Below are 17,138 nucleotides of genomic sequence, written 5' to 3'. Positions count from 1 at the left end.
TTATTGCCAAGAGTTTCTTTTTTGTTCCCCTTACCAGCCGTAGCTGTCAAACCATCTGCCTTCTTTGTAGTTGTTAACAGCACGAAGTATATAGGGGATCATATTTGCCGGAAGTTCGTTAAACGGGAAAAACCGTAGATCATCACATTTATGCGGTTCCAAATTTTGAATCTCTCCTTCCCAGTTTCTAACGACTGCGAAGAAGTCTACACGCTCATCACCTGCTTTTCTGTGCATGACCCCAACCATTTCCACGTCTTCTTCTTTCAACTGAACCCCGGCTTCCTCTTTTGCCTCCCGAACTGCCGCTTGTTTGACAGTTTCTCCGCCATCCAAATGACCGGCAACTACAGAGTAATTTCCGTCCTCGTACCCGGTATTGTAGCGACGCAGCAAAAGGATACTATCATCTTGAATAAAAAAGAGGTGAATGGTTACGGGTGCAGTAAAACGGTTTTCCGACATCATCACATGGCTCCCTTATCCGGAAATTTCAACAAATATCCCCTATTCTACTAACAGATCATTCATTTTGTCTATTGCTTTTGGAGTGAGGCTATCGTTGAAGTTCCCGGAAACTATTACGAACAAAAACTTGGAATCATTTGTTTCATGTACTCATGAATAAAATCTTGGAACCTTAAATCAATGTTTTTGGGAAGTTCCATGAAATCAAAGTAGTGTACTTTTTTAAATACCGTTCCATACCCTTGGACTTTCCGCAGAATCTCACGGGTCACGAAGACGGTAGCGACAATGTATTTTTGATCTTCGTCTGCGATCCGGTATTTTTCTCCAGAGAAAACACGTAAAAGATCAAGTTCACCAATAACTAAACCCGTTTGTTCAAACACTTGACGGCGGGCGGTGTCTTCCAATGTTTCTCCCCGGATCAAGAGGCCACCCGGTAATTCCCATAAACCTCCGGCACCTTGTTGCAGAAGCAACTGATCTTTTCCATTGATGACAAGTACATGGGCTCCAACAAGGAGATGCGGTTGATGGCCGAGCCAGTTGCGAATCCCTTGAGTGTATCCCATAATCGTCTCCTTTTTCTAAGGGAATGATATAATGAACGTAACGTGTTATTTTTTCTGAGTCCCTTTTTGGGATTCTTTTTTTTGAGAATTTCTATATCTAAATTCCCCGGTTCCGATCTCCATAGAAACTTCTCTACCCGTCCCTTTTGTTGTTCTGCTCGGCAATGGTTGGCAACAGATTTTTCCGGTCGGTTCTACCTGCTGTTAGATTGGAATCAAAGACGTAGTTTCGGCATTTCATATTGAAACAGTTTTTCAGCTCCCGGGTGACTTCTTCGATCTGAAGCCGGGAATAGCCGAGTTTCGCCATGGTATACACGACGTATCCCACCGCTTGTCCTTTCTTAATGTTGTCAGCGTCACCTTGGGTCAAATTATTTTTTCTCACCAAAGTTTTTCCCCCTCTTCATTAAGGCACATTTGCCAACTACCCTGCCGGAAAAGATCATGACTCCCTTCTCGGTTTCTGCTTGGACCAGGGATAACATGGGAATACGTATTTCCCCGCCTTCTGGTGTTGTAATCCGGACAACCTTCACTTGCCGGTTTGAATGAACTCTTACGCATTTCACAACTCCTTCATCTTCCCTCAATTCTTCAGGTTGCAAAGCAGACAACCGGCTAGCAAAACGATCCAAACCTTTGATTGGGAGCTTTGACAATTTTTATCCCTCCTAACTTCAATAAAATGTCATGATCGTGTAGAATTCAATATGGCTGATTTACAAGCTGAATTATTGATTAAAACGGGTAGATATGAAGAGGCTTCAAAATATGCAGTTGAAGGAATACAATTGGCTCGAATCGAAGGAAACGATGAAAGGCTATGTGACCTTCGGACTGTTTTGGGAACAAGTTACATGTATTCAAGCAGATGGAATTTAGCTGAAAAGTGTTTTAAAGAATCCCTCAAATTGAAAGATAAAATTAAGGGTGAATATTTGTTAATCAAAGCATACAAGCAAATGGGGGAATTATATTTAATTCTCGGTAAAATAGAATTGTCTGAGGAATATTGCGGGAAGCGATTCGCTTGGGAAAAAAGAACAATGATGCACTTGGGTATTGTGAGGCAGTTATCACACTAGGGGACTGCTTCTTTAAACAAATCAAATACAAAAAGGCTCAACATCATTATGAAAAAGGACTTGAAACGGCAGAGCAGCATAACTTTACTTCTCAAGTGGAAAAGCTTATCATTAAACTCATTTGCTGTTATACTATTCTAAAATCGGAAAAACTCAATACCATCGTTGATAAATTAGTCAGTATTTTGATAAGATTACACGAAAGGAGGGATGAGAACATGTTGAGACTAACATCCCAAATTAAATCCGCCAAACTTCATGTTTCCGATCCTCCAGAGAGCTAATCTAAAAAGCTCCAGCCTATCTTGCATGGTTTTATCAGTAAACTGTATGAATAAAACAAGCCTTCGGTTTTATGCCGAAGGCTCTTATTTGCGAAATCTACTTCCCCGTTTCGAACTGATGGCATTCTTTCATCAATTAAACACATTAAGCAACTTTCGCAGTTTCAGGGGCAACACTGAAATCAGCTTATACAAGGAGGATGAGAACAAACTCCTCCACATCCTCGCCACGTGCGTTGGAAAACCCGCTATCTTCGCCCGAAATCGTGAAACCACATCTCTCCAGAACCTTGAGTGACCCAATGTTGTCCTTCGCTGCACGGGCATACAGTGGACGAATCGTTACGTGGTTCAGGAACTTCTGTAGAGCCTTGGTGGCGATCCCCTGGCCCCAGTACCTTCGCCCGATCCAGTAGCTGACCTCTGGTTTGCCGAACTGCTCGAAGCACAAAACGTGACCAACGACGTTATCTTGGACAATGATCGTTTGTTTGATAATGTTCTTATCTGCAAGGATTTTGTCCCAGTGTGCAGCGAAAAGTCCCCAATCGTTCGGGTCCTTGCTCGTGAAGGCTGCCATGTAATTGGCTTCACGGTCCCGTTGGTATTCGAAGAACACCGGGAGATCACTATCAATCACGTCTCGAAGTACAATATTTCTCATGGGCTTCACTCCATGTAAACAAGACAGAATATTGTCTCGTTGCATTATTCTGTTAGTTTAGCACAAAAAGGGCCAATAAACTCAATTTCAATACCAAATGCAAGGCTTTTCCAATCAACTGTTTTCGGCCACATCTGATCTTCTCCCCTCTATTCAGCAGAATGAAATACATAAATGAATAGAGAGAAGGTGGAGCACGGGATTAACGAGGGATTTTTTGCCTGAGCATCACCAACCCTCCCTTTACTATTAATACCGTTCAACAGACATCATTTCACTGTTTAGGACGGACAAATCTTGATTTTTCAATATATGCGGATAAATCAAGATGCGGAAATTTTTGTTGTGACAGGACAAAGATGTCTTGAATCATTGCTTCTAATTCCCGCAACCCTTCACCGGGGGGGCCCAGTAAGACAGATTCAAATCGTTCCGTTATGTTTGGAGGGGTAATCGTCATGGCTTGCAAGGATAATTTCTGCCATTTAAATGCCGGATGATGAACATATAGACGATTGAGTCCAAAAAGTACTCCCATCAGCTTTCTTTGAACAGAAATCATCGTATCATATAACATGAGCCAATCTTTTCGGTGGAGTAATGCCTCACGGTTATTCCAGCGGTTTCCTAAATCAAGGTTCTCTAATACCATTGCTTCACTAAGCCCTTCCGGGTATTCCGAAACTTTCTCCTTCAATCGGTCAATGATCCGAGTACCAACCAGGGGGATTCCATGATGAACGGCCGCTGCAATACATTGTTTGTCCGGATTTGTATCATAATGGCGGGTGACATCATGAATGATGTTGGCAATCGTTTGCGTAAGGAAATTGCTAATCTCTAATTTTACCCCTTCTGCAAGATAGGTTTCGGACCACTCTTCATCTTCATACGGGTGATAGTCAATGATATGCCCGTTCAGCTCATCGATGGGGGATTTTCGGTCGCGATCCGCCGGCTCCTCTCTCCACAGTACAAAAAGTTCAATATCAGAAAATGCATCATTCCAATTACGTGAAACCGAACCTGCGAGCATAACTGCTTCAACTTTTGGATTTCGCTCATAAACCTGAGCCGCTTTTATTGCTAAGGCTTTCCTGTTCATATTCTCTCACCTTCTTAATCAAACGTTCGTCCCTTTACCCTCAATCCCTTTTTGCACTTCATCCGTCCGGTCCTCTCACAGCAGAAGCTGGACTTTTTTTTCATAAGGCTTATCGTAGTACCGCCCTTTTGTCAGTTGCTCGATGTAGGGGCGGATCAGGTCGGCCTGGGTGGAGTGAAATGATTCTTCTCCGTATCGTTGAATCCACTTCTGCTGAAGTTCAACAATGCGAATATCCTGTTTTAATGCGATTTTGAAAAAAGGAGTAATGACCAGCTTTTTGATAAAGTTTGGAATGATTCCGCGTTTGACGGTAATAATGGCATAGATATCTTGAACCTCTTCAGAAGTAAGGCGGGCAACCGCCGTGATCATCATGGATAAACCCTTTGCTGACCGGTATTCAATCTGGGCGATGCCCGGCATAAAAAACCTCCCGTAACTGGTCTGGCGGTCGCGCTCGAGCAGTTGGGAAATCAGGCCGGCCTGCTTTGATTCCCCGCTGTATTCAATCTCGACGCAGTCACGGTAAGCGGTAAGTTTGGCGTTTACTTGCTGCCGGTTTTTGTCTGTGCGGATCAGTCCGGCATGGATATAATGCGTATGTGTCGCATCCAGGAAATTTTCCACCGTGTTGAGAAGATTCCCTTTTACAGAGGTGCGCCAGATAAATGAATAGAGGGAAGGATCACTGAGGAATGACAAATCAAAAGGACGGTTTTCTTCGGTATTGGAAAAATGATCTTCCTCTTTGGCTTCCTTCGTCGTGCAGGTTTCATCCGGCAGCTTGACCCAAATAAATCCGTCTTGCTTTCTGACTGGCACAGCCGTCGCGCTTGTATGTGTTCCGGGCGAATATTCACAAAGACCCGGCACGCGCCGGCATACACCTTTCCCGTCAAATTCCCAGCCATGGTAAGGACAGACAAGCATGTCCCCTTTCATCCAGCCTTCGGACAATGGAACATTCCGGTGCGGACAGCGATCTGTTAACGCATGGACTCCCCGCTCTGTCTGAAACAGAACAATCGGCTCATCAAGCACAATAACTCCAACAGGCTTGCGCCCCAGTTCGCTTTCATGGCAGGCCACAAGCCAATGGTTTCTCATCACTTTTTCCTTCATATGTATATAATGATCTCTCATAGCTGATACTTCCTCATAATTGGAACTCCAACCTTATGTAATAGTGAACTAAAGAATGTCCAGACAATCTTTCTGGCAGCCGGCAAATGCCTGACATAGACCGCGCTGTATTCAATCGCGGGCTTTCCGCCGCGGAGCCGTTTAAAGTGGGCGGCTCCTGAGCTTAAATGAAGCAGCTGGCTTCTCTCTGCCGCTTCCTGCAAAACCATCGAAATCAGCATCCGATACAGGCCCGTCTGCTGCGGAAGCGCTGTATTGTAACCGACTAGAGGAACAGTTATGACGTCTCCCCTGATAAAACAGCCGACAATCCCTTGCAGAACTCCGTTCCCATCACGAAGCCCTTTCATCTGGATCAGCTTTTGTTTGTGGGCGTTTTCGAAATATGCCGTCGTAAACTGTGGATTGATAGATGAGTATTTCTCAATATAGAGAAGATCGTAAAGCTCTTTGATCCTCGGATAATCATTGGCTTGAATCTCATCATGTTCGACGATCGCAAACGGGGCTTTTTCCAACAACTTTCGATCCCACACATTATTTTTTTTTCGCAAATAATCGGGTGCTCTGCCATCAAAAAAATATACCTGCCTGCTTGGGACCATCAAATAATCCAAACAGAGCAAATCATTGATCATCTCCGCGTTTGTCACATTGTTTAGTGAACGAAAAATAAGGGCGTAATCCGAAAATTCTTCAGTCAAACGGTTTGTTATCTCCTGAAGTACCTCCCTTTCAATTGGTTCATATAAATTGGTGGATAGAAGCCAATTGTTCAAGTGAACATTTTGATCAATCATAGCCTTTTTTAACAATGGGGCAATTGCGCCAATGACCATACTCAGTCCTTTTTGCAGAAGACGGCTCCGCAGCAAATACAATTCCTCAAGCGTATAGCGGATACAGGCTGAGTATGGTGAACAAACATATGAATTATCATACTCAGAAACATTAATGGTGATCGGCAGGAGATGACCGCCTGCCCGCAGCAATTGAACATCGGTCTGCACATTGCGGACGTACACCCCGGCCCCTGCCTTGATGAGCGGCAGAGTATATGCCGTTTCCATCTCCCACCGGCTGTCATGCTGCAATGTTTGCAAATCGGGATGATCTTTTCCGATTCTTTCAATCTGCATTTTTATATCTTCTCTCCATCCCACTCAATATTCGATGTCGCCGCATCCTTCACGCTGATTCGTTTTGAAAAGCTGACATACAAGGTTTCCAGCAGGCTCAGAAAGTGATAGATCAGCACCCGTTGATCACGCCGGTCAAACAGCACATCATCTGCGTTACCAAAATCCCTCGCCCATCGGCGGATTCCTGTTACACCATGATAGAAAGGGTTGAGCATCATCGCATAACCGATCATTTTCGGTTTCTCCATGGCATGACGGCGGGGCACCGCTTGTTCCCCCGGTAAAAACGGGGAAACAAGCTCCTCTTGTGACAGAAAATGAAGCCCGCTTGTTGTTCGGGGATTACACTCCAGCACATACAGGGACCCGGCTGGCGTTTCAATAAAGTCAAATGCCAGATGACCGGTAAATTGGAGTTTCTGTGCGATTTCTGCCGCAAATTGGGCAATTTCCTCATGTTCGACCGGATGAAAATAGTAACCGGATGCCCTGCCCATTCGATATGCCGGCCGATAACAGGCATGGGCTTTTATTTCGCCATCCATTGCGAGATGATAGCTGCAGTATTCCCCTCCCTGTATGTATTCCTGGGCGAGCCAGGGATCATGCGGACCGGGCTGAATCTGCCGGATTTGGGAAGGGTCAGGCCCAAATAAATTGCGGGCGGCAAAACGGCCGTATACCGGTTTAAACACATATTTCTCTGCTGAACCTTCAAACGGCTTCAAATCCTCCGGTGATTGCAAAAGGATTGTGGCAGGAGTTTTCACCCGGCAACTGCCAGTGAGCCGGGAAAACTCCCATTTATTGTGAAGCCGGTTCAGCTTCTCAAACGGGTCGCAGAAGACACGGCAATACTTCCTGAGCTTGTCCAGACTGCCCGCTATAAAGAAAATTTCCTCACTGCTGGGCATTAAAAGATCAATGCGGTACTGTTGAATAATCTGAATCAACCCGTCGATAAACCCGCGGTAATTTTCTCGGGGTGATGGCAGAATAAATGATTGTGTCACTGTGTTGGACCCCTTGCAGACAGGATATTTCACACAATCGGCCACATACACATCACATCCTGCCCGGTTGAAATGCCGCGCCATCTCTAATGCGGTATAAGATCGGGAGCCGGTAATCAGCAGCCTCATCAGTTTATCACTCCATAGAAAACCCTATGACCGACCGGCACAACCCCTGGATAAAAACGGACCAAGGGAAAAAGCGAGGCAATTCTTCCTTGAATTTGCTTCTTTGCCAAATGCCTACGCCCCTTGTGCAGTTTTTGGAGCGGCCTTTCTGCTTCCTCGCAGGGCGCCGATCGGGAGCGAGACAGAATTCTGCCTTCCCCCTTAGATACACACACTTACACAGAAACAGTCATATCAGATGAAACCGCAACTGCTCTGCTCCTTTCATTCATTCTATAAACATACCATTGAATCTGCCCCTCCGGCAAAACATTCAATACTTGTCTTTCTGTAACGCTATTATATATTGTGAACCGGATACAAGAAATACTGGAATTGTACCAGCAAATATACTGCAAAAACCTTCAGTACCGGGGTGAGAGTGGACATCATTTTTATTATCTTTTGCAAAGGCAATCATGGCAAAAGCAGAAAACCAATAGCGGTGAATGGCTTTGTATATGTAAAATTCACCGCTATCTTTCCACTCTTTAAGATGACATCCATTCCCCTCCATTAACATGAAGTGTTTGTCCGGTCACAAAACGGGAATCATCAGAAGCGAGATAAACATAGGCAGGGGCAAGTTCAAATGGTTGGCCTTGGCGCCCCATTGGATTAGCCACCAGCGTAACCTCGTCGGCAGAGAAGCTTGCCGGTATGAGAGGGGTCCATACCTTTCCGGGTGCAACCGCGTTTACCCGGATCCCTTTATCCACGACATTTTTGGCCAATGCGCGGGTAAAACCTATGATAGCCCCTTTTGTCGCTGTGTAATCAATCAATTGTTTGTGTCCGGCATACGTTACAATGGAAGAAGTATTAATGATGGAACTGCCCGCCGTTAAGTACGGCAGCGCTGCCCGGGTTGTGTAGAAATGAGAGTAAATGTTTACTTTAAAGGTATCATCAAACTGCTCATCGGTAATATCAAGCAAGCTTAATTGCTGAAACTGAATCCCGACATTATTACACAGAACATGCAGTTGCCCGAATGTGTGGATGGTTTCTTCCACGATATCAATACATTGCTGTTTTTCCCTCAAGTCACCGGGCAATAATATACAACGTTGTCCCAGTTCTTCAATTCTCATCTTTGTCCGGTTTGCATCTTCGTGTTCATCTAAATAAGAAATGGCAACATCTGCACCTTCCTTAGCAAAAGCAATGGCTACTGCTGCGCCAATGCCACTGTCACCGCCTGTGATAAGCGCGACCTTTCCGGCTAATTTCCCGCTTCCTTTATAATTCGGATTTTCTATAATTGGCCTTGGAACCATCCATTTTTCCAAACCGGGCTGGCGAAGCTGTCGTTGTTCCGGCACAGTGATCGGTATGTCCTCGTAACGTGTTATTTTCCCGTAATTTGGATACATGGGATAATCTTGATCAGCCGGTTTCCTTTGACACTTTTGCATATCTTCTGACATAAGCATCCCCCTGGAAAAAATCAATTCGGATTACTTTATGTCACATGGGCAAATCAAGTGCATCTCTTTTTGTTGCCGGATCAGATTTGGTACAGGCTCATTACTGCGGGAGACCGAATATACCAAAGAGGAAAAAGAAAAGATGAAGGAGCCTGATGATGAAATACTATACATTCAGTCCTGAAGTGAAGTTATTGTTAGTCAATCATTCAGTTGAAAAAGAAAAGATATTATATGACTCCAATCCTTATCCCTTCCTAATTCCCAAAATAGGCCCCAGACCACCCTATTATTTTAATCCGCGATACGTGCAGTATTATCCTGTTATCTAGTGAATATGAAATCATAATCCCAGAGAGGGAAATAACTTTTTTCTAAATGGGACCGATACCCCGGTCCTTTTTCAATTGCTCATAGCTAACCGGTATTTGTGAAAAACTACTGAAAACAGGAAAGCAGATGATCCAATTGAAGAAAATCATACTCATCATAGGATTGGTCAGTTTATCCATCATGTCAGCCCCGTCGGAAATAAAGGCCGATTCCACTCCTCAGGAGGAACTTTTGGAGGACACCATATTAGCTCTTTTATTTCCTGAAATTGAAAAGGCAATTGAAAAGCATTTTGGGGAGTCTAAACAATTCTTCTGTCAGGATGTATTAAAAATCACCAAAAAAGACCCTGGCTCCTTTCTCTTCAGGATTACGACACAAGTTCAAACATTTGAAGGCGCCCACAATCCACCCTATCACCTGGTAACGATTACATTTGATAACGATGGCCCGGGCTGGGGCTGGAATGTCAGAGAATTTAAAGCCAGACAGCTTGCCCCCGGAGAGAAGGTTAAATGCCGGCATCCTGTTGAATTGCCCCTTCATTATGAAGGAAACCGGTTGGATCAGAGCAGATTGGAACCACTTCATTCAATGCACAAGGCCGAATCTGTCCGGACAGGTTCGGCCTTGTGCATTGAATCATGATTATAATGGTTGCGTGAACTACAGGATATCGCACCAAAAACAGATTAGCGACACTTCATCCACTTGTCGCTCTTTTTGGGCTTTGATCTGATTCTTAAATGCAGTTAGTTGATCTGGAGCCACTAACATTTAGTATACTTTCTTCCATTCGGCGATATTGCCGGAATCAAATTTGAAAGGGTCACCGAGCATAATTTGGCTTCCGTCTCTGTCTGCAACAATTTCTTTTTCACCAAGCCTTCCGGCCTTGAACTTTTCTCCGGGCTTTCCGGTGATTTTCCCTTCTGCCAGAGCGTGTGCCGCATATCCTGCCAGATACCCGACATCAAGGGGGTTCCACAGATACATCCACTGGCAAACACCGCTTTCAATGTATTCAGCCATTTCGCTGGGCAGTCCGAGACCGGTTAACTGTACTTTCCCCTTGAGCCCTTTATCTGTAAGAACTTTACCTGCTGCTGCAATACCGACTGTAGTAGGAGCAATGATCCCTTTGAGGTTTGGATAGGATTTCAGCAAAGCTTCTGTCTCAGCAACACTCTTGTCCCTGAGGTCATCGCCGTAAGCAACTTTTACAAGTTTCATATCCTTATATTTCGGATCTTCAAGCTCTTTCTTCATCCACTCAATCCAAAGATTCTGGTTGGTTGCCTGTGAAGTGGCGCTAAGAACAGCAATTTCGCCTTTTCCGCCAATCATTTCATGCATCGCCTGGATTTGAACACGACCGATCCTCTCAGGGTCTGCCTGATTGATATGAACGATACGGCTCTTTGTATTCACGGCAGAGTCGAGAGAAAGAACTTTGATCCCTCTGTTCATCGCCTTTTTTAGAGAGGGCTGAAGCGCATCCGGATCATTGGCCACTACGGCGATCACATCCACCCTTTGTGCAATAAGCTCTTCAATAATCTGAATCTGGGCTTCGGCTGTCGGTTGATCCGGCGCTTTCAGGATCGCTTCTCCGCCAAGCTCTTCGATTGCGTTCTTAAATCCTTCCATCTGCTTTTCACCATAAGGATTACCGGCATTCTTAAAGACAATTGCATATTTCTTTTTTCCGCCGCCGGATGCATTCCCCCCCGGGCTTGTACTGCATGCAACTAACATTGACAGGGCCAGAACCATCGCCATGCTTATCGCCAATAACTTTTTCAATTTCTCTTCCTCCCTGTGTTTCCATGATTTCTTTCTGCTGACAGTCTGTAACTGCCTTGTTTTTCACTCCCGTTCTTACGAATGGGTTTTGCGGAACAACCCTCTAATGTTCAGATTCGGAATCATGACTGCAACGATCAGCAGCAGTCCAATAATGATCAACTGTGTTTGTGCAGGGACGTTAATGAGGCCGAGACCATAGCGCAACAAACCGATCAGGAAAATGGCTAAGACCGCGCCGATCATTCTTCCCTTTCCGCCGGCCGTGCTCACACCTCCCAGCGCCGCCATAGCAATGACTTCCAATTCATACATCATTGCTATGTTTGGTCTTGTACTGCCCATTTTTGAAGTGAGAAATAAAGCAGCCACAGCGGCCATAAGCCCTGTCATTGTAAACACAATGATCTTAATTTTATCAACCTGTACTCCCGAAAATCTGCTTGCCACAGGGTTGCTTCCTATGGCGTAAACAGCTCTGCCGAAAGTTGTTTTATGAAGCAGCAGGCCGAAAATGACAGCAAAGACGGTAAATACAACCAGGATAAACGGAATGCCTCCGATATATCCCCATCCCAGAAAATTGAACCACTCCGGAAAATCCCCGGCAGCCTGGTCTTTAAGGATGATATAGGCAATGCCTCGATATAAGATCATTGTAATCAGGGTAACAATAACGGCCGACAGCTCCTTGAATTTGACGATTAACAGCCCGTTTACCCACCCGCAAATCGCTCCTGTTGCAAGGCAAATGACCATAGCCAGCCCCATCGGCACTCCCATTTGATATAAGTCAGCCATAACAACCGAAGAAAGAGCCACCGTTGATGCGACTGAAATATCGATATCGGCAAGGATCATAACGAAAACCATTGGCAAAACAATAAACGCTTTATCGAGGAAAGCCATCGTTGCATCACGCAAATTATAATAGTCCAAATAATATGGAGACAGATTTGCATTGATCACATTGACAAGTATAAAGATAAGTACAAGCATCCATTCCCATTGGAAGAAAAAATCTTTCCATTTAAATTCCTTTTTGTCCAATATGAGTCTGGGTTGCATGGCTATATTTTCCTCCTCATGAGATGATTCCGGTAAACGCCCCTTTTCACCAGTGCGTTGACGAGTACAGCAATCAGGATAATCGTTCCCTGAATGGCCATTTGCCAGAACGGCGACACATTTAAAAGAGGAAGAGCATTATTTAAAATCCCCAGCAGAATGGAACCCAGGATAATTCCCAAAATCTTTCCGCTGCCTCCTGCAATGCTGACTCCCCCAAGGACACAGGCAGCGATCACCGACAGTTCATAACCTGTCGCAGTATCGCCTTGAGCCGAAGCAAACTTTGAAACCCACAGTACACCCGCAAGCCCGGCCAATCCTCCCATAATGGTGTATACCAGACACAAGATCTTATCATTATGGATACCGCTGATTTTTGCTGATTCCGGGTTGCTTCCAACGGCATAAATCTGCCTTCCGGTTCTGGTGTGATTAATAAAGTAGTAGAAAATGATATAAACAATGATCGCAATCAAAATCAACGTATTGATGCCCAGGACGGAACCTGTCGCAATCGCTTTGAAATGGGCAGGCATTTGCCCTGCGCTTACCCATTTTCCTTCGCTGACCGTAAACGTGAGCCCTCTAAATACATTCATCATACCCAGTGTAGCGATAATGGGAAGAATCCTTCCCCTGGAAACAAGGAGGCCGTTCACCGCTCCACAGATCAGGCCAATCAATGTTCCAAGCAGGAGAGCAAGAATCGGATGCAAATGAGGATTTCCGCTGACTGTGAGTGCGGTTATCATCCCCGATAGAGCCAGTGTCGCGCCAATGGAAAGATCAATCCCTCTTGTAACGATCACCAGCATCATACCGATGGAGAGAATACTTAGAATTGACGTATTCATAAGCATATCATTAATATTTTCCGATGTCAGAAACTTAGTGTTGCGAAGTTGCACGAAAACAGAAAGTAAAATAATAAATCCCAGCAGCCCCCATTCCCTAAACTTAGCAATGTTGACGCTGATAGATGTTTTTTTTAACGCTTTTTCTGCCATAAGTGCCTCATCCCTTAACCTTTAGACTGCGGTCCCGCTCTTCCTGTAACAAAGCCGCCTCAAGAATGGCTTCCTGCGTTACACCATCCTTCTCAAGAATCTTAGTTACTCTTCCCTCACGCATGACAACAATTCTGTCGCTCATACCAATCACTTCCGGCATTTCCGAAGAAATCAGAATCACACCATAGCCCTGGACAGCCAGATCGCCAATCATTTCGTAAATCGCAGATTTTGCACCGACATCAACACCTTTGGTAGGTTCATCAAGGATCATGATTTTTAAATTAGCAGTCAGTAGTTTTGCCACAACAACCTTCTGCTGGTTTCCGCCGGATAACGAACCCACGATGTCAAAAATGCTGTTCGCCTTTACGTTTACTTTTTCAGCCAGCACTTTGGCGATTTCTTTCTCTTTTTTGCGATTTAACCAGCCTTTGCTGGAAAGCCTTTTTAATACCGGCAAAGTAATATTTCGTTCAATTCCCCATTGAAGTACCAGCCCCTGTTTTTGCCTGTCTTCAGGCAGATACCCGATTCCAAGCTTCATCGCATCCATTGGTTTTTTTATTTTTGCTTCTTTTCCTTCCACATACACTTTACCTTGATCGTATGGAGTGATTCCAAAAACAGCCTGGCACACTTCACTTCGGCCGGCGCCAACAAGACCCGTTAATCCGAGAATTTCACCTTTGCGCAGAGTAAAAGAAACATCGGCGAAGAATCCTGTTTTACCAAGCCCCTCCACCCGCAAAATCTCTTCACCGATTCTTGCTTGTTTTTTGGGGAACAGTTGGGTAACTTTGCGGCCAACCATCGCAACAATGAGATCCTCATTTGATATCTCATTTACTCCCCATGTTCCGATATATTTGCCGTCCCTGAACACGGTAACTTTGCCGGCCAGCCGGTACATATCCTCAAATCTGTGAGAAATAAAAATGACAGAAGCACCTTTTTCTCTCAACCGTTCCGTGATTTTATACAGTTCTTCACTTTCTCTGGCTGTCAATGCCGCAGTCGGTTCGTCCATAATAATAATCTTTGCCTTTGTAGAAAGCGCTTTCGCAATTTCAACAATTTGTTGCTGGGCAACACTCAGTGAACCCATCTCCGTTTTCGGGTCAAAATCAGCCCCCAATTCCTTCAGCAACTTTCTTGCCTCGGCGTGCATCTGCTTCCAGAGAATTCTTCTTGTGCCCTTTTCAATTTTTTCGTGACCCATAAAGATATTTTCTGTAACACTTAAATCCGGATAGCAGGTTACATGCTGATAAATGGCCGCAATACCCAGTTTTTGGGCATCCCCTGGATTTTTAATATTCACTCTCTTTCCGTTTAAATAGATTTCACCTTGATCCGGCGGGTGAACTCCGGTAATGATTTTAATGAATGTGGATTTCCCCGCGCCATTTTCACCCATTAAAGCATGGATTTCTCCCGGCTTTAACTGAAAGTGAACATTGTCTAGAGCTTTAACACCCGGGAACACTTTTGTGATCCCTCTCAATTCAAGAACATACTCAGACATAAAATAAACTCCTATCTGTTTTTTGTAGCGGGAATCCCATAGAAATTTCGCAAATAGTCGTAATCGTTTGCACATAATAGCAGCATGATTATCTTTGAATGTATTATATCATTTATTTGTTTGTTTTTGTTTATATTTTTTTGTTTTGTTTATGTTGCTTTTTCTTTTGTTTTTGTTTATGAATCGGGTACACAAGCTACGTACCCGATTCTTTAATCCTGGTTTTGTCATCCCTCTCTGTCAATTGCAGAGTGTAACCGATTCAATATTAAGAACCCCTGCCACTTTTTCAAACAGGGAGGCATTGTGTCCAATGGACATGGCACAATGGTGAGTTGGGGATTCAGCGAACCATCTGCTCATATAATCGTCCGGATGCACAGGGAACTTTACCGGTGTCTGGGTGTTTCCGATCCGCATGATTTCCCCGTCCGTTGATTCTCCCTGGCTTATGATTAATTTAAGTTTGCCCTGACCGGTTTGAGTCACATTCAGGGTGGTAACCGGGCCGGTTTTGACTTTGGCTTCGACTGAAATACCGGTTCCCTGCTTCCCATGATACAATCCCATCCCGCGAAGAATCGGTTTTCCCTGAGAAATGGCGATATGGAAAGGGCCGTCATGACCGAGAAGAATCGTTTGATCCACATAATCGACAACTACGATTTCCGAGTAGCTGCCTCCCTTGCCTAAAATGTCACATATTTTCATCGCAACTGCAGTTTTAAGATCTCCTTCCCCCGAGCATGGAACCCCGCGGGCGGTCAGCAGTGAATGTCCCAGAATAAATCCTGCTTGCAGTTTTTCATAATCATTTCCGGGAGACCCGTGGTAATAGTAAGTAAGTGAATCCAGATCATACTCCCGGACGAGTCGCTCCTGTGCAGCCGCAACAGTGCATGACCATTCCATCTGTTCATCGGTTGGTTTCCTGGCAATCGGATCAGAAGGAGAATCACCGCTGATCTCAAATATGGACATGGTTTCTTCCATTTTCCTTTTTACCTGCTGCGGGGTCACTTCTTTGATCAATCTGTCAAGGTCACACATTTCCAGTACTTCTACATGAAGTCCGGTTTGTGCCTGAATCATCGTAAAATCGCTGTACATATCCAACATCCCGTTATACGTATTGCCTAAAAACCCGAATCTGGCGTGCTGCAGTGTACGGGCAACACCAGCACTTTGAATCCATTCTTCAATCTCCTTCCAGGCGCGAATCGCTTCCGGCCGATCATGTGTATTTTCGTTGGTCAGCGAAATGGAAGGCGTGTAATCAAGACCGAGCAAACCGTTAATCACACGAAATGGAATGCCTGCCCGATTAAAAGCATTGGACAGTTCAGGTACGGGGCACGCCCCGCAGTGAGCCAGCCATTCTCCGGTTGTTGTTTTGGCGTAATTGAGCCGTTCCGTGGGCTGGAGATTCAGCACGATGACCGGTTTCTTGCAGATCTGATGTACCGGCAGAACAGAAGCACTCGTAGAATACGTTGCTGAATGGCAAAAGATGAGGTCCACGTTTTGCCGGTTAAACCACTCGCCCGCTTCTCTCGCTTTGCTTTCTGAGTCAACCAGGCCGAAGTTGTATATTTCCCCGAATTTCCCCATTCTTTTTTCGATAAACTTCCCGTATTCAATCAGCCGCTCCCTTAACCCTTCAAACTGGCTCCAATATGCCTCAAGCCCGATGGAATATAATCCGACCCTCGCTTTTTTTGCAGGTTTAATAGGTTCATATAACAGCAAACAAATCCCTCCTTTATCAACATTTCGTTATGGTTTCAACACAAACCGTCAGGACTCAAAATGAAAAACTTCCGGGATCACCTTCATCGTATTTCCTTCGTGGTGCTTGATCAGCAGATCTGACATAAATGCCTGCCACCGCTGATTGGCATCATGTTTGGCCAGACTGGCCATCGCTCTGTCAAAATCCTCCACTTCCATGTAAGCAAACAAATGGCCGCCGTCCATAAAGATGCTGTAAGTTTTAATACCCACTTCTTTAAATGCCTGAAGCAGTTCCGGATATACTGCTTTATGCCGCTTAATATATTCCTGTTGGTCCTCTTCGCGAATTTTCAGTATAAAGGATACTCTTTGCACAGATATTCACCTCTCCTGTGTACAATGTTTGATCATTCAGCCATTCTATTAATATCTTTTAAAAGAACATAAAAAACGAAAGCCTTCCTAGCTATTAAGAATAAAAATATATAAAGCCGCCGGTCCGTGAACGCCGATGCTGAGGTCATTTTCAATGTCGGCAGAACGGCTGGGCCCTGAAATAAAGTGAATGGAAGACGG

19 protein-coding genes are annotated in these 17,138 nt (G+C 44.7%); 2 read left to right on the top strand and 17 right to left on the bottom strand.

Annotation, left to right across the window (positions count from 1 at the left end; all coding sequences use genetic code 11):
• Nucleotides 1-30: 30 nt before the first annotated feature.
• From I8U27_RS03385 to I8U27_RS03370, 4 genes are all read right to left on the bottom strand, one after another.
• Nucleotides 31-465, bottom strand: a complete 435-nt coding sequence (locus tag I8U27_RS03385; RefSeq protein WP_181750615.1) for an NUDIX hydrolase — start codon at nucleotides 463-465, stop codon at nucleotides 31-33.
• 116 nt (nucleotides 466-581) lie between these two features.
• Entirely contained in the window at nucleotides 582-1,040 is a 459-nt protein-coding gene (locus I8U27_RS03380) for an NUDIX domain-containing protein (protein WP_181750614.1), read from the bottom strand.
• Nucleotides 1,041-1,173: 133 nt separating this feature from the next.
• Entirely contained in the window at nucleotides 1,174-1,428 is a 255-nt protein-coding gene (locus tag I8U27_RS03375) for a hypothetical protein (RefSeq protein ID WP_181750613.1), read from the bottom strand.
• Entirely contained in the window at nucleotides 1,415-1,702 is a 288-nt protein-coding gene (locus I8U27_RS03370; protein ID WP_181750612.1) for a hypothetical protein, read from the bottom strand. Before I8U27_RS03370 ends, I8U27_RS03375 begins: the two co-directional genes overlap by 14 nt.
• A gap of 51 nt (nucleotides 1,703-1,753) precedes the next feature.
• Here I8U27_RS03370 and I8U27_RS03365 point away from each other — a divergent pair, with 51 nt between their 5' ends.
• Nucleotides 1,754-2,128 (top strand): tetratricopeptide repeat protein, encoded by a 375-nt coding sequence (locus I8U27_RS03365; RefSeq protein WP_181750611.1) that lies wholly within the window; start codon nucleotides 1,754-1,756, stop codon nucleotides 2,126-2,128.
• Between the two features lie 471 nt (nucleotides 2,129-2,599).
• Here I8U27_RS03365 and I8U27_RS03360 read toward each other — a convergent pair whose 3' ends face one another.
• The 6 genes from I8U27_RS03360 to I8U27_RS03335 form a co-directional block, all read right to left on the bottom strand.
• On the bottom strand, nucleotides 2,600-3,076 hold the full coding sequence (locus I8U27_RS03360; RefSeq protein WP_181750610.1) for a GNAT family N-acetyltransferase: 477 nt from the start codon (nucleotides 3,074-3,076) through the stop codon (nucleotides 2,600-2,602).
• A gap of 274 nt (nucleotides 3,077-3,350) precedes the next feature.
• Nucleotides 3,351-4,181 (bottom strand): DUF4037 domain-containing protein, encoded by an 831-nt coding sequence (locus I8U27_RS03355; RefSeq protein ID WP_181750609.1) that lies wholly within the window; start codon nucleotides 4,179-4,181, stop codon nucleotides 3,351-3,353.
• Nucleotides 4,182-4,256: 75 nt separating this feature from the next.
• Nucleotides 4,257-5,327 carry an aromatic ring-hydroxylating oxygenase subunit alpha gene (locus tag I8U27_RS03350; protein WP_181750608.1) on the bottom strand — a complete coding sequence of 357 codons (1,071 nt, stop codon included), beginning with the start codon at nucleotides 5,325-5,327 and terminating at the stop codon, nucleotides 4,257-4,259.
• Nucleotides 5,324-6,466: a GNAT family N-acetyltransferase gene (locus I8U27_RS03345; RefSeq protein WP_181750607.1), complete on the bottom strand. Its 1,143-nt coding sequence runs from the start codon at nucleotides 6,464-6,466 to the stop codon at nucleotides 5,324-5,326. The genes I8U27_RS03350 and I8U27_RS03345 overlap by 4 nt, the downstream gene beginning before the upstream one ends.
• A gap of 2 nt (nucleotides 6,467-6,468) precedes the next feature.
• Nucleotides 6,469-7,611, bottom strand: coding sequence for an ATP-grasp domain-containing protein (locus I8U27_RS03340; protein ID WP_181750606.1), 1,143 nt, complete (start codon nucleotides 7,609-7,611; stop codon nucleotides 6,469-6,471).
• A gap of 530 nt (nucleotides 7,612-8,141) precedes the next feature.
• Nucleotides 8,142-9,080 (bottom strand): SDR family oxidoreductase, encoded by a 939-nt coding sequence (locus I8U27_RS03335; protein WP_181750605.1) that lies wholly within the window; start codon nucleotides 9,078-9,080, stop codon nucleotides 8,142-8,144.
• A 468-nt stretch (nucleotides 9,081-9,548) separates the two neighbouring features.
• Here I8U27_RS03335 and I8U27_RS03330 point away from each other — a divergent pair, with 468 nt between their 5' ends.
• Entirely contained in the window at nucleotides 9,549-10,061 is a 513-nt protein-coding gene (locus I8U27_RS03330) for a DUF3888 domain-containing protein (protein ID WP_181750604.1), read from the top strand.
• A gap of 129 nt (nucleotides 10,062-10,190) precedes the next feature.
• On the opposite strand, the gene rhaS is transcribed toward I8U27_RS03330, so the two are convergent.
• The 7 genes from rhaS to I8U27_RS03295 all read right to left on the bottom strand — a co-directional run.
• Nucleotides 10,191-11,219 (bottom strand): rhamnose ABC transporter substrate-binding protein, encoded by a 1,029-nt coding sequence (gene rhaS, locus I8U27_RS03325; protein ID WP_232345224.1) that lies wholly within the window; start codon nucleotides 11,217-11,219, stop codon nucleotides 10,191-10,193.
• A 75-nt stretch (nucleotides 11,220-11,294) separates the two neighbouring features.
• The gene (locus tag I8U27_RS03320) at nucleotides 11,295-12,287 is read right to left on the bottom strand and encodes an ABC transporter permease (protein WP_181750603.1); all 993 of its coding nucleotides are present in this window, start codon (nucleotides 12,285-12,287) and stop codon (nucleotides 11,295-11,297) included.
• Between the two features lie 2 nt (nucleotides 12,288-12,289).
• Nucleotides 12,290-13,297, bottom strand: coding sequence for an ABC transporter permease (locus I8U27_RS03315; RefSeq protein WP_181750602.1), 1,008 nt, complete (start codon nucleotides 13,295-13,297; stop codon nucleotides 12,290-12,292).
• A gap of 7 nt (nucleotides 13,298-13,304) precedes the next feature.
• Nucleotides 13,305-14,828: a sugar ABC transporter ATP-binding protein gene (locus I8U27_RS03310; protein WP_181750601.1), complete on the bottom strand. Its 1,524-nt coding sequence runs from the start codon at nucleotides 14,826-14,828 to the stop codon at nucleotides 13,305-13,307.
• 240 nt (nucleotides 14,829-15,068) lie between these two features.
• A complete protein-coding gene (locus tag I8U27_RS20475; RefSeq protein WP_181750600.1) occupies nucleotides 15,069-16,577 on the bottom strand; it encodes an L-fucose/L-arabinose isomerase family protein in 1,509 nt (502 codons plus the stop codon).
• A 48-nt stretch (nucleotides 16,578-16,625) separates the two neighbouring features.
• Nucleotides 16,626-16,937 carry an L-rhamnose mutarotase gene (locus I8U27_RS03300; protein WP_181750599.1) on the bottom strand — a complete coding sequence of 104 codons (312 nt, stop codon included), beginning with the start codon at nucleotides 16,935-16,937 and terminating at the stop codon, nucleotides 16,626-16,628.
• An 87-nt stretch (nucleotides 16,938-17,024) separates the two neighbouring features.
• On the bottom strand, nucleotides 17,025-17,138 hold a 114-nt coding region (locus tag I8U27_RS03295), incomplete at its 5' end, for an LUD domain-containing protein (RefSeq protein WP_198065838.1).

This window comes from Paenactinomyces guangxiensis (genome assembly GCF_016055185.1).
GTDB lineage: Bacteria > Bacillota > Bacilli > Thermoactinomycetales > Thermoactinomycetaceae > Paenactinomyces > Paenactinomyces guangxiensis.
Note: the sequence above shows the minus strand (reverse complement) of the source record. Positions and strands in the feature narration are given on the sequence as shown.

Coding starts and splice junctions, on each gene's coding strand:
- I8U27_RS03380 (WP_181750614.1), bottom strand. CDS start 1,040: ATGGGATACACTCAAGGGATTCGCAACTGGCTCGGCCATCAACCGCAT.
- I8U27_RS03315 (WP_181750602.1), bottom strand. CDS start 13,297: ATGGCAGAAAAAGCGTTAAAAAAAACATCTATCAGCGTCAACATTGCT.
- I8U27_RS03365 (WP_181750611.1), top strand. CDS start 1,754: ATGGCTGATTTACAAGCTGAATTATTGATTAAAACGGGTAGATATGAA.
- I8U27_RS03340 (WP_181750606.1), bottom strand. CDS start 7,611: ATGAGGCTGCTGATTACCGGCTCCCGATCTTATACCGCATTAGAGATG.
- I8U27_RS03345 (WP_181750607.1), bottom strand. CDS start 6,466: ATGCAGATTGAAAGAATCGGAAAAGATCATCCCGATTTGCAAACATTG.
- I8U27_RS03310 (WP_181750601.1), bottom strand. CDS start 14,828: ATGTCTGAGTATGTTCTTGAATTGAGAGGGATCACAAAAGTGTTCCCG.
- I8U27_RS03320 (WP_181750603.1), bottom strand. CDS start 12,287: ATGCAACCCAGACTCATATTGGACAAAAAGGAATTTAAATGGAAAGAT.
- I8U27_RS03385 (WP_181750615.1), bottom strand. CDS start 465: ATGTCGGAAAACCGTTTTACTGCACCCGTAACCATTCACCTCTTTTTT.
- I8U27_RS03360 (WP_181750610.1), bottom strand. CDS start 3,076: ATGAGAAATATTGTACTTCGAGACGTGATTGATAGTGATCTCCCGGTG.
- I8U27_RS03355 (WP_181750609.1), bottom strand. CDS start 4,181: ATGAACAGGAAAGCCTTAGCAATAAAAGCGGCTCAGGTTTATGAGCGA.
- I8U27_RS03335 (WP_181750605.1), bottom strand. CDS start 9,080: ATGTCAGAAGATATGCAAAAGTGTCAAAGGAAACCGGCTGATCAAGAT.
- I8U27_RS03350 (WP_181750608.1), bottom strand. CDS start 5,327: ATGAGAGATCATTATATACATATGAAGGAAAAAGTGATGAGAAACCAT.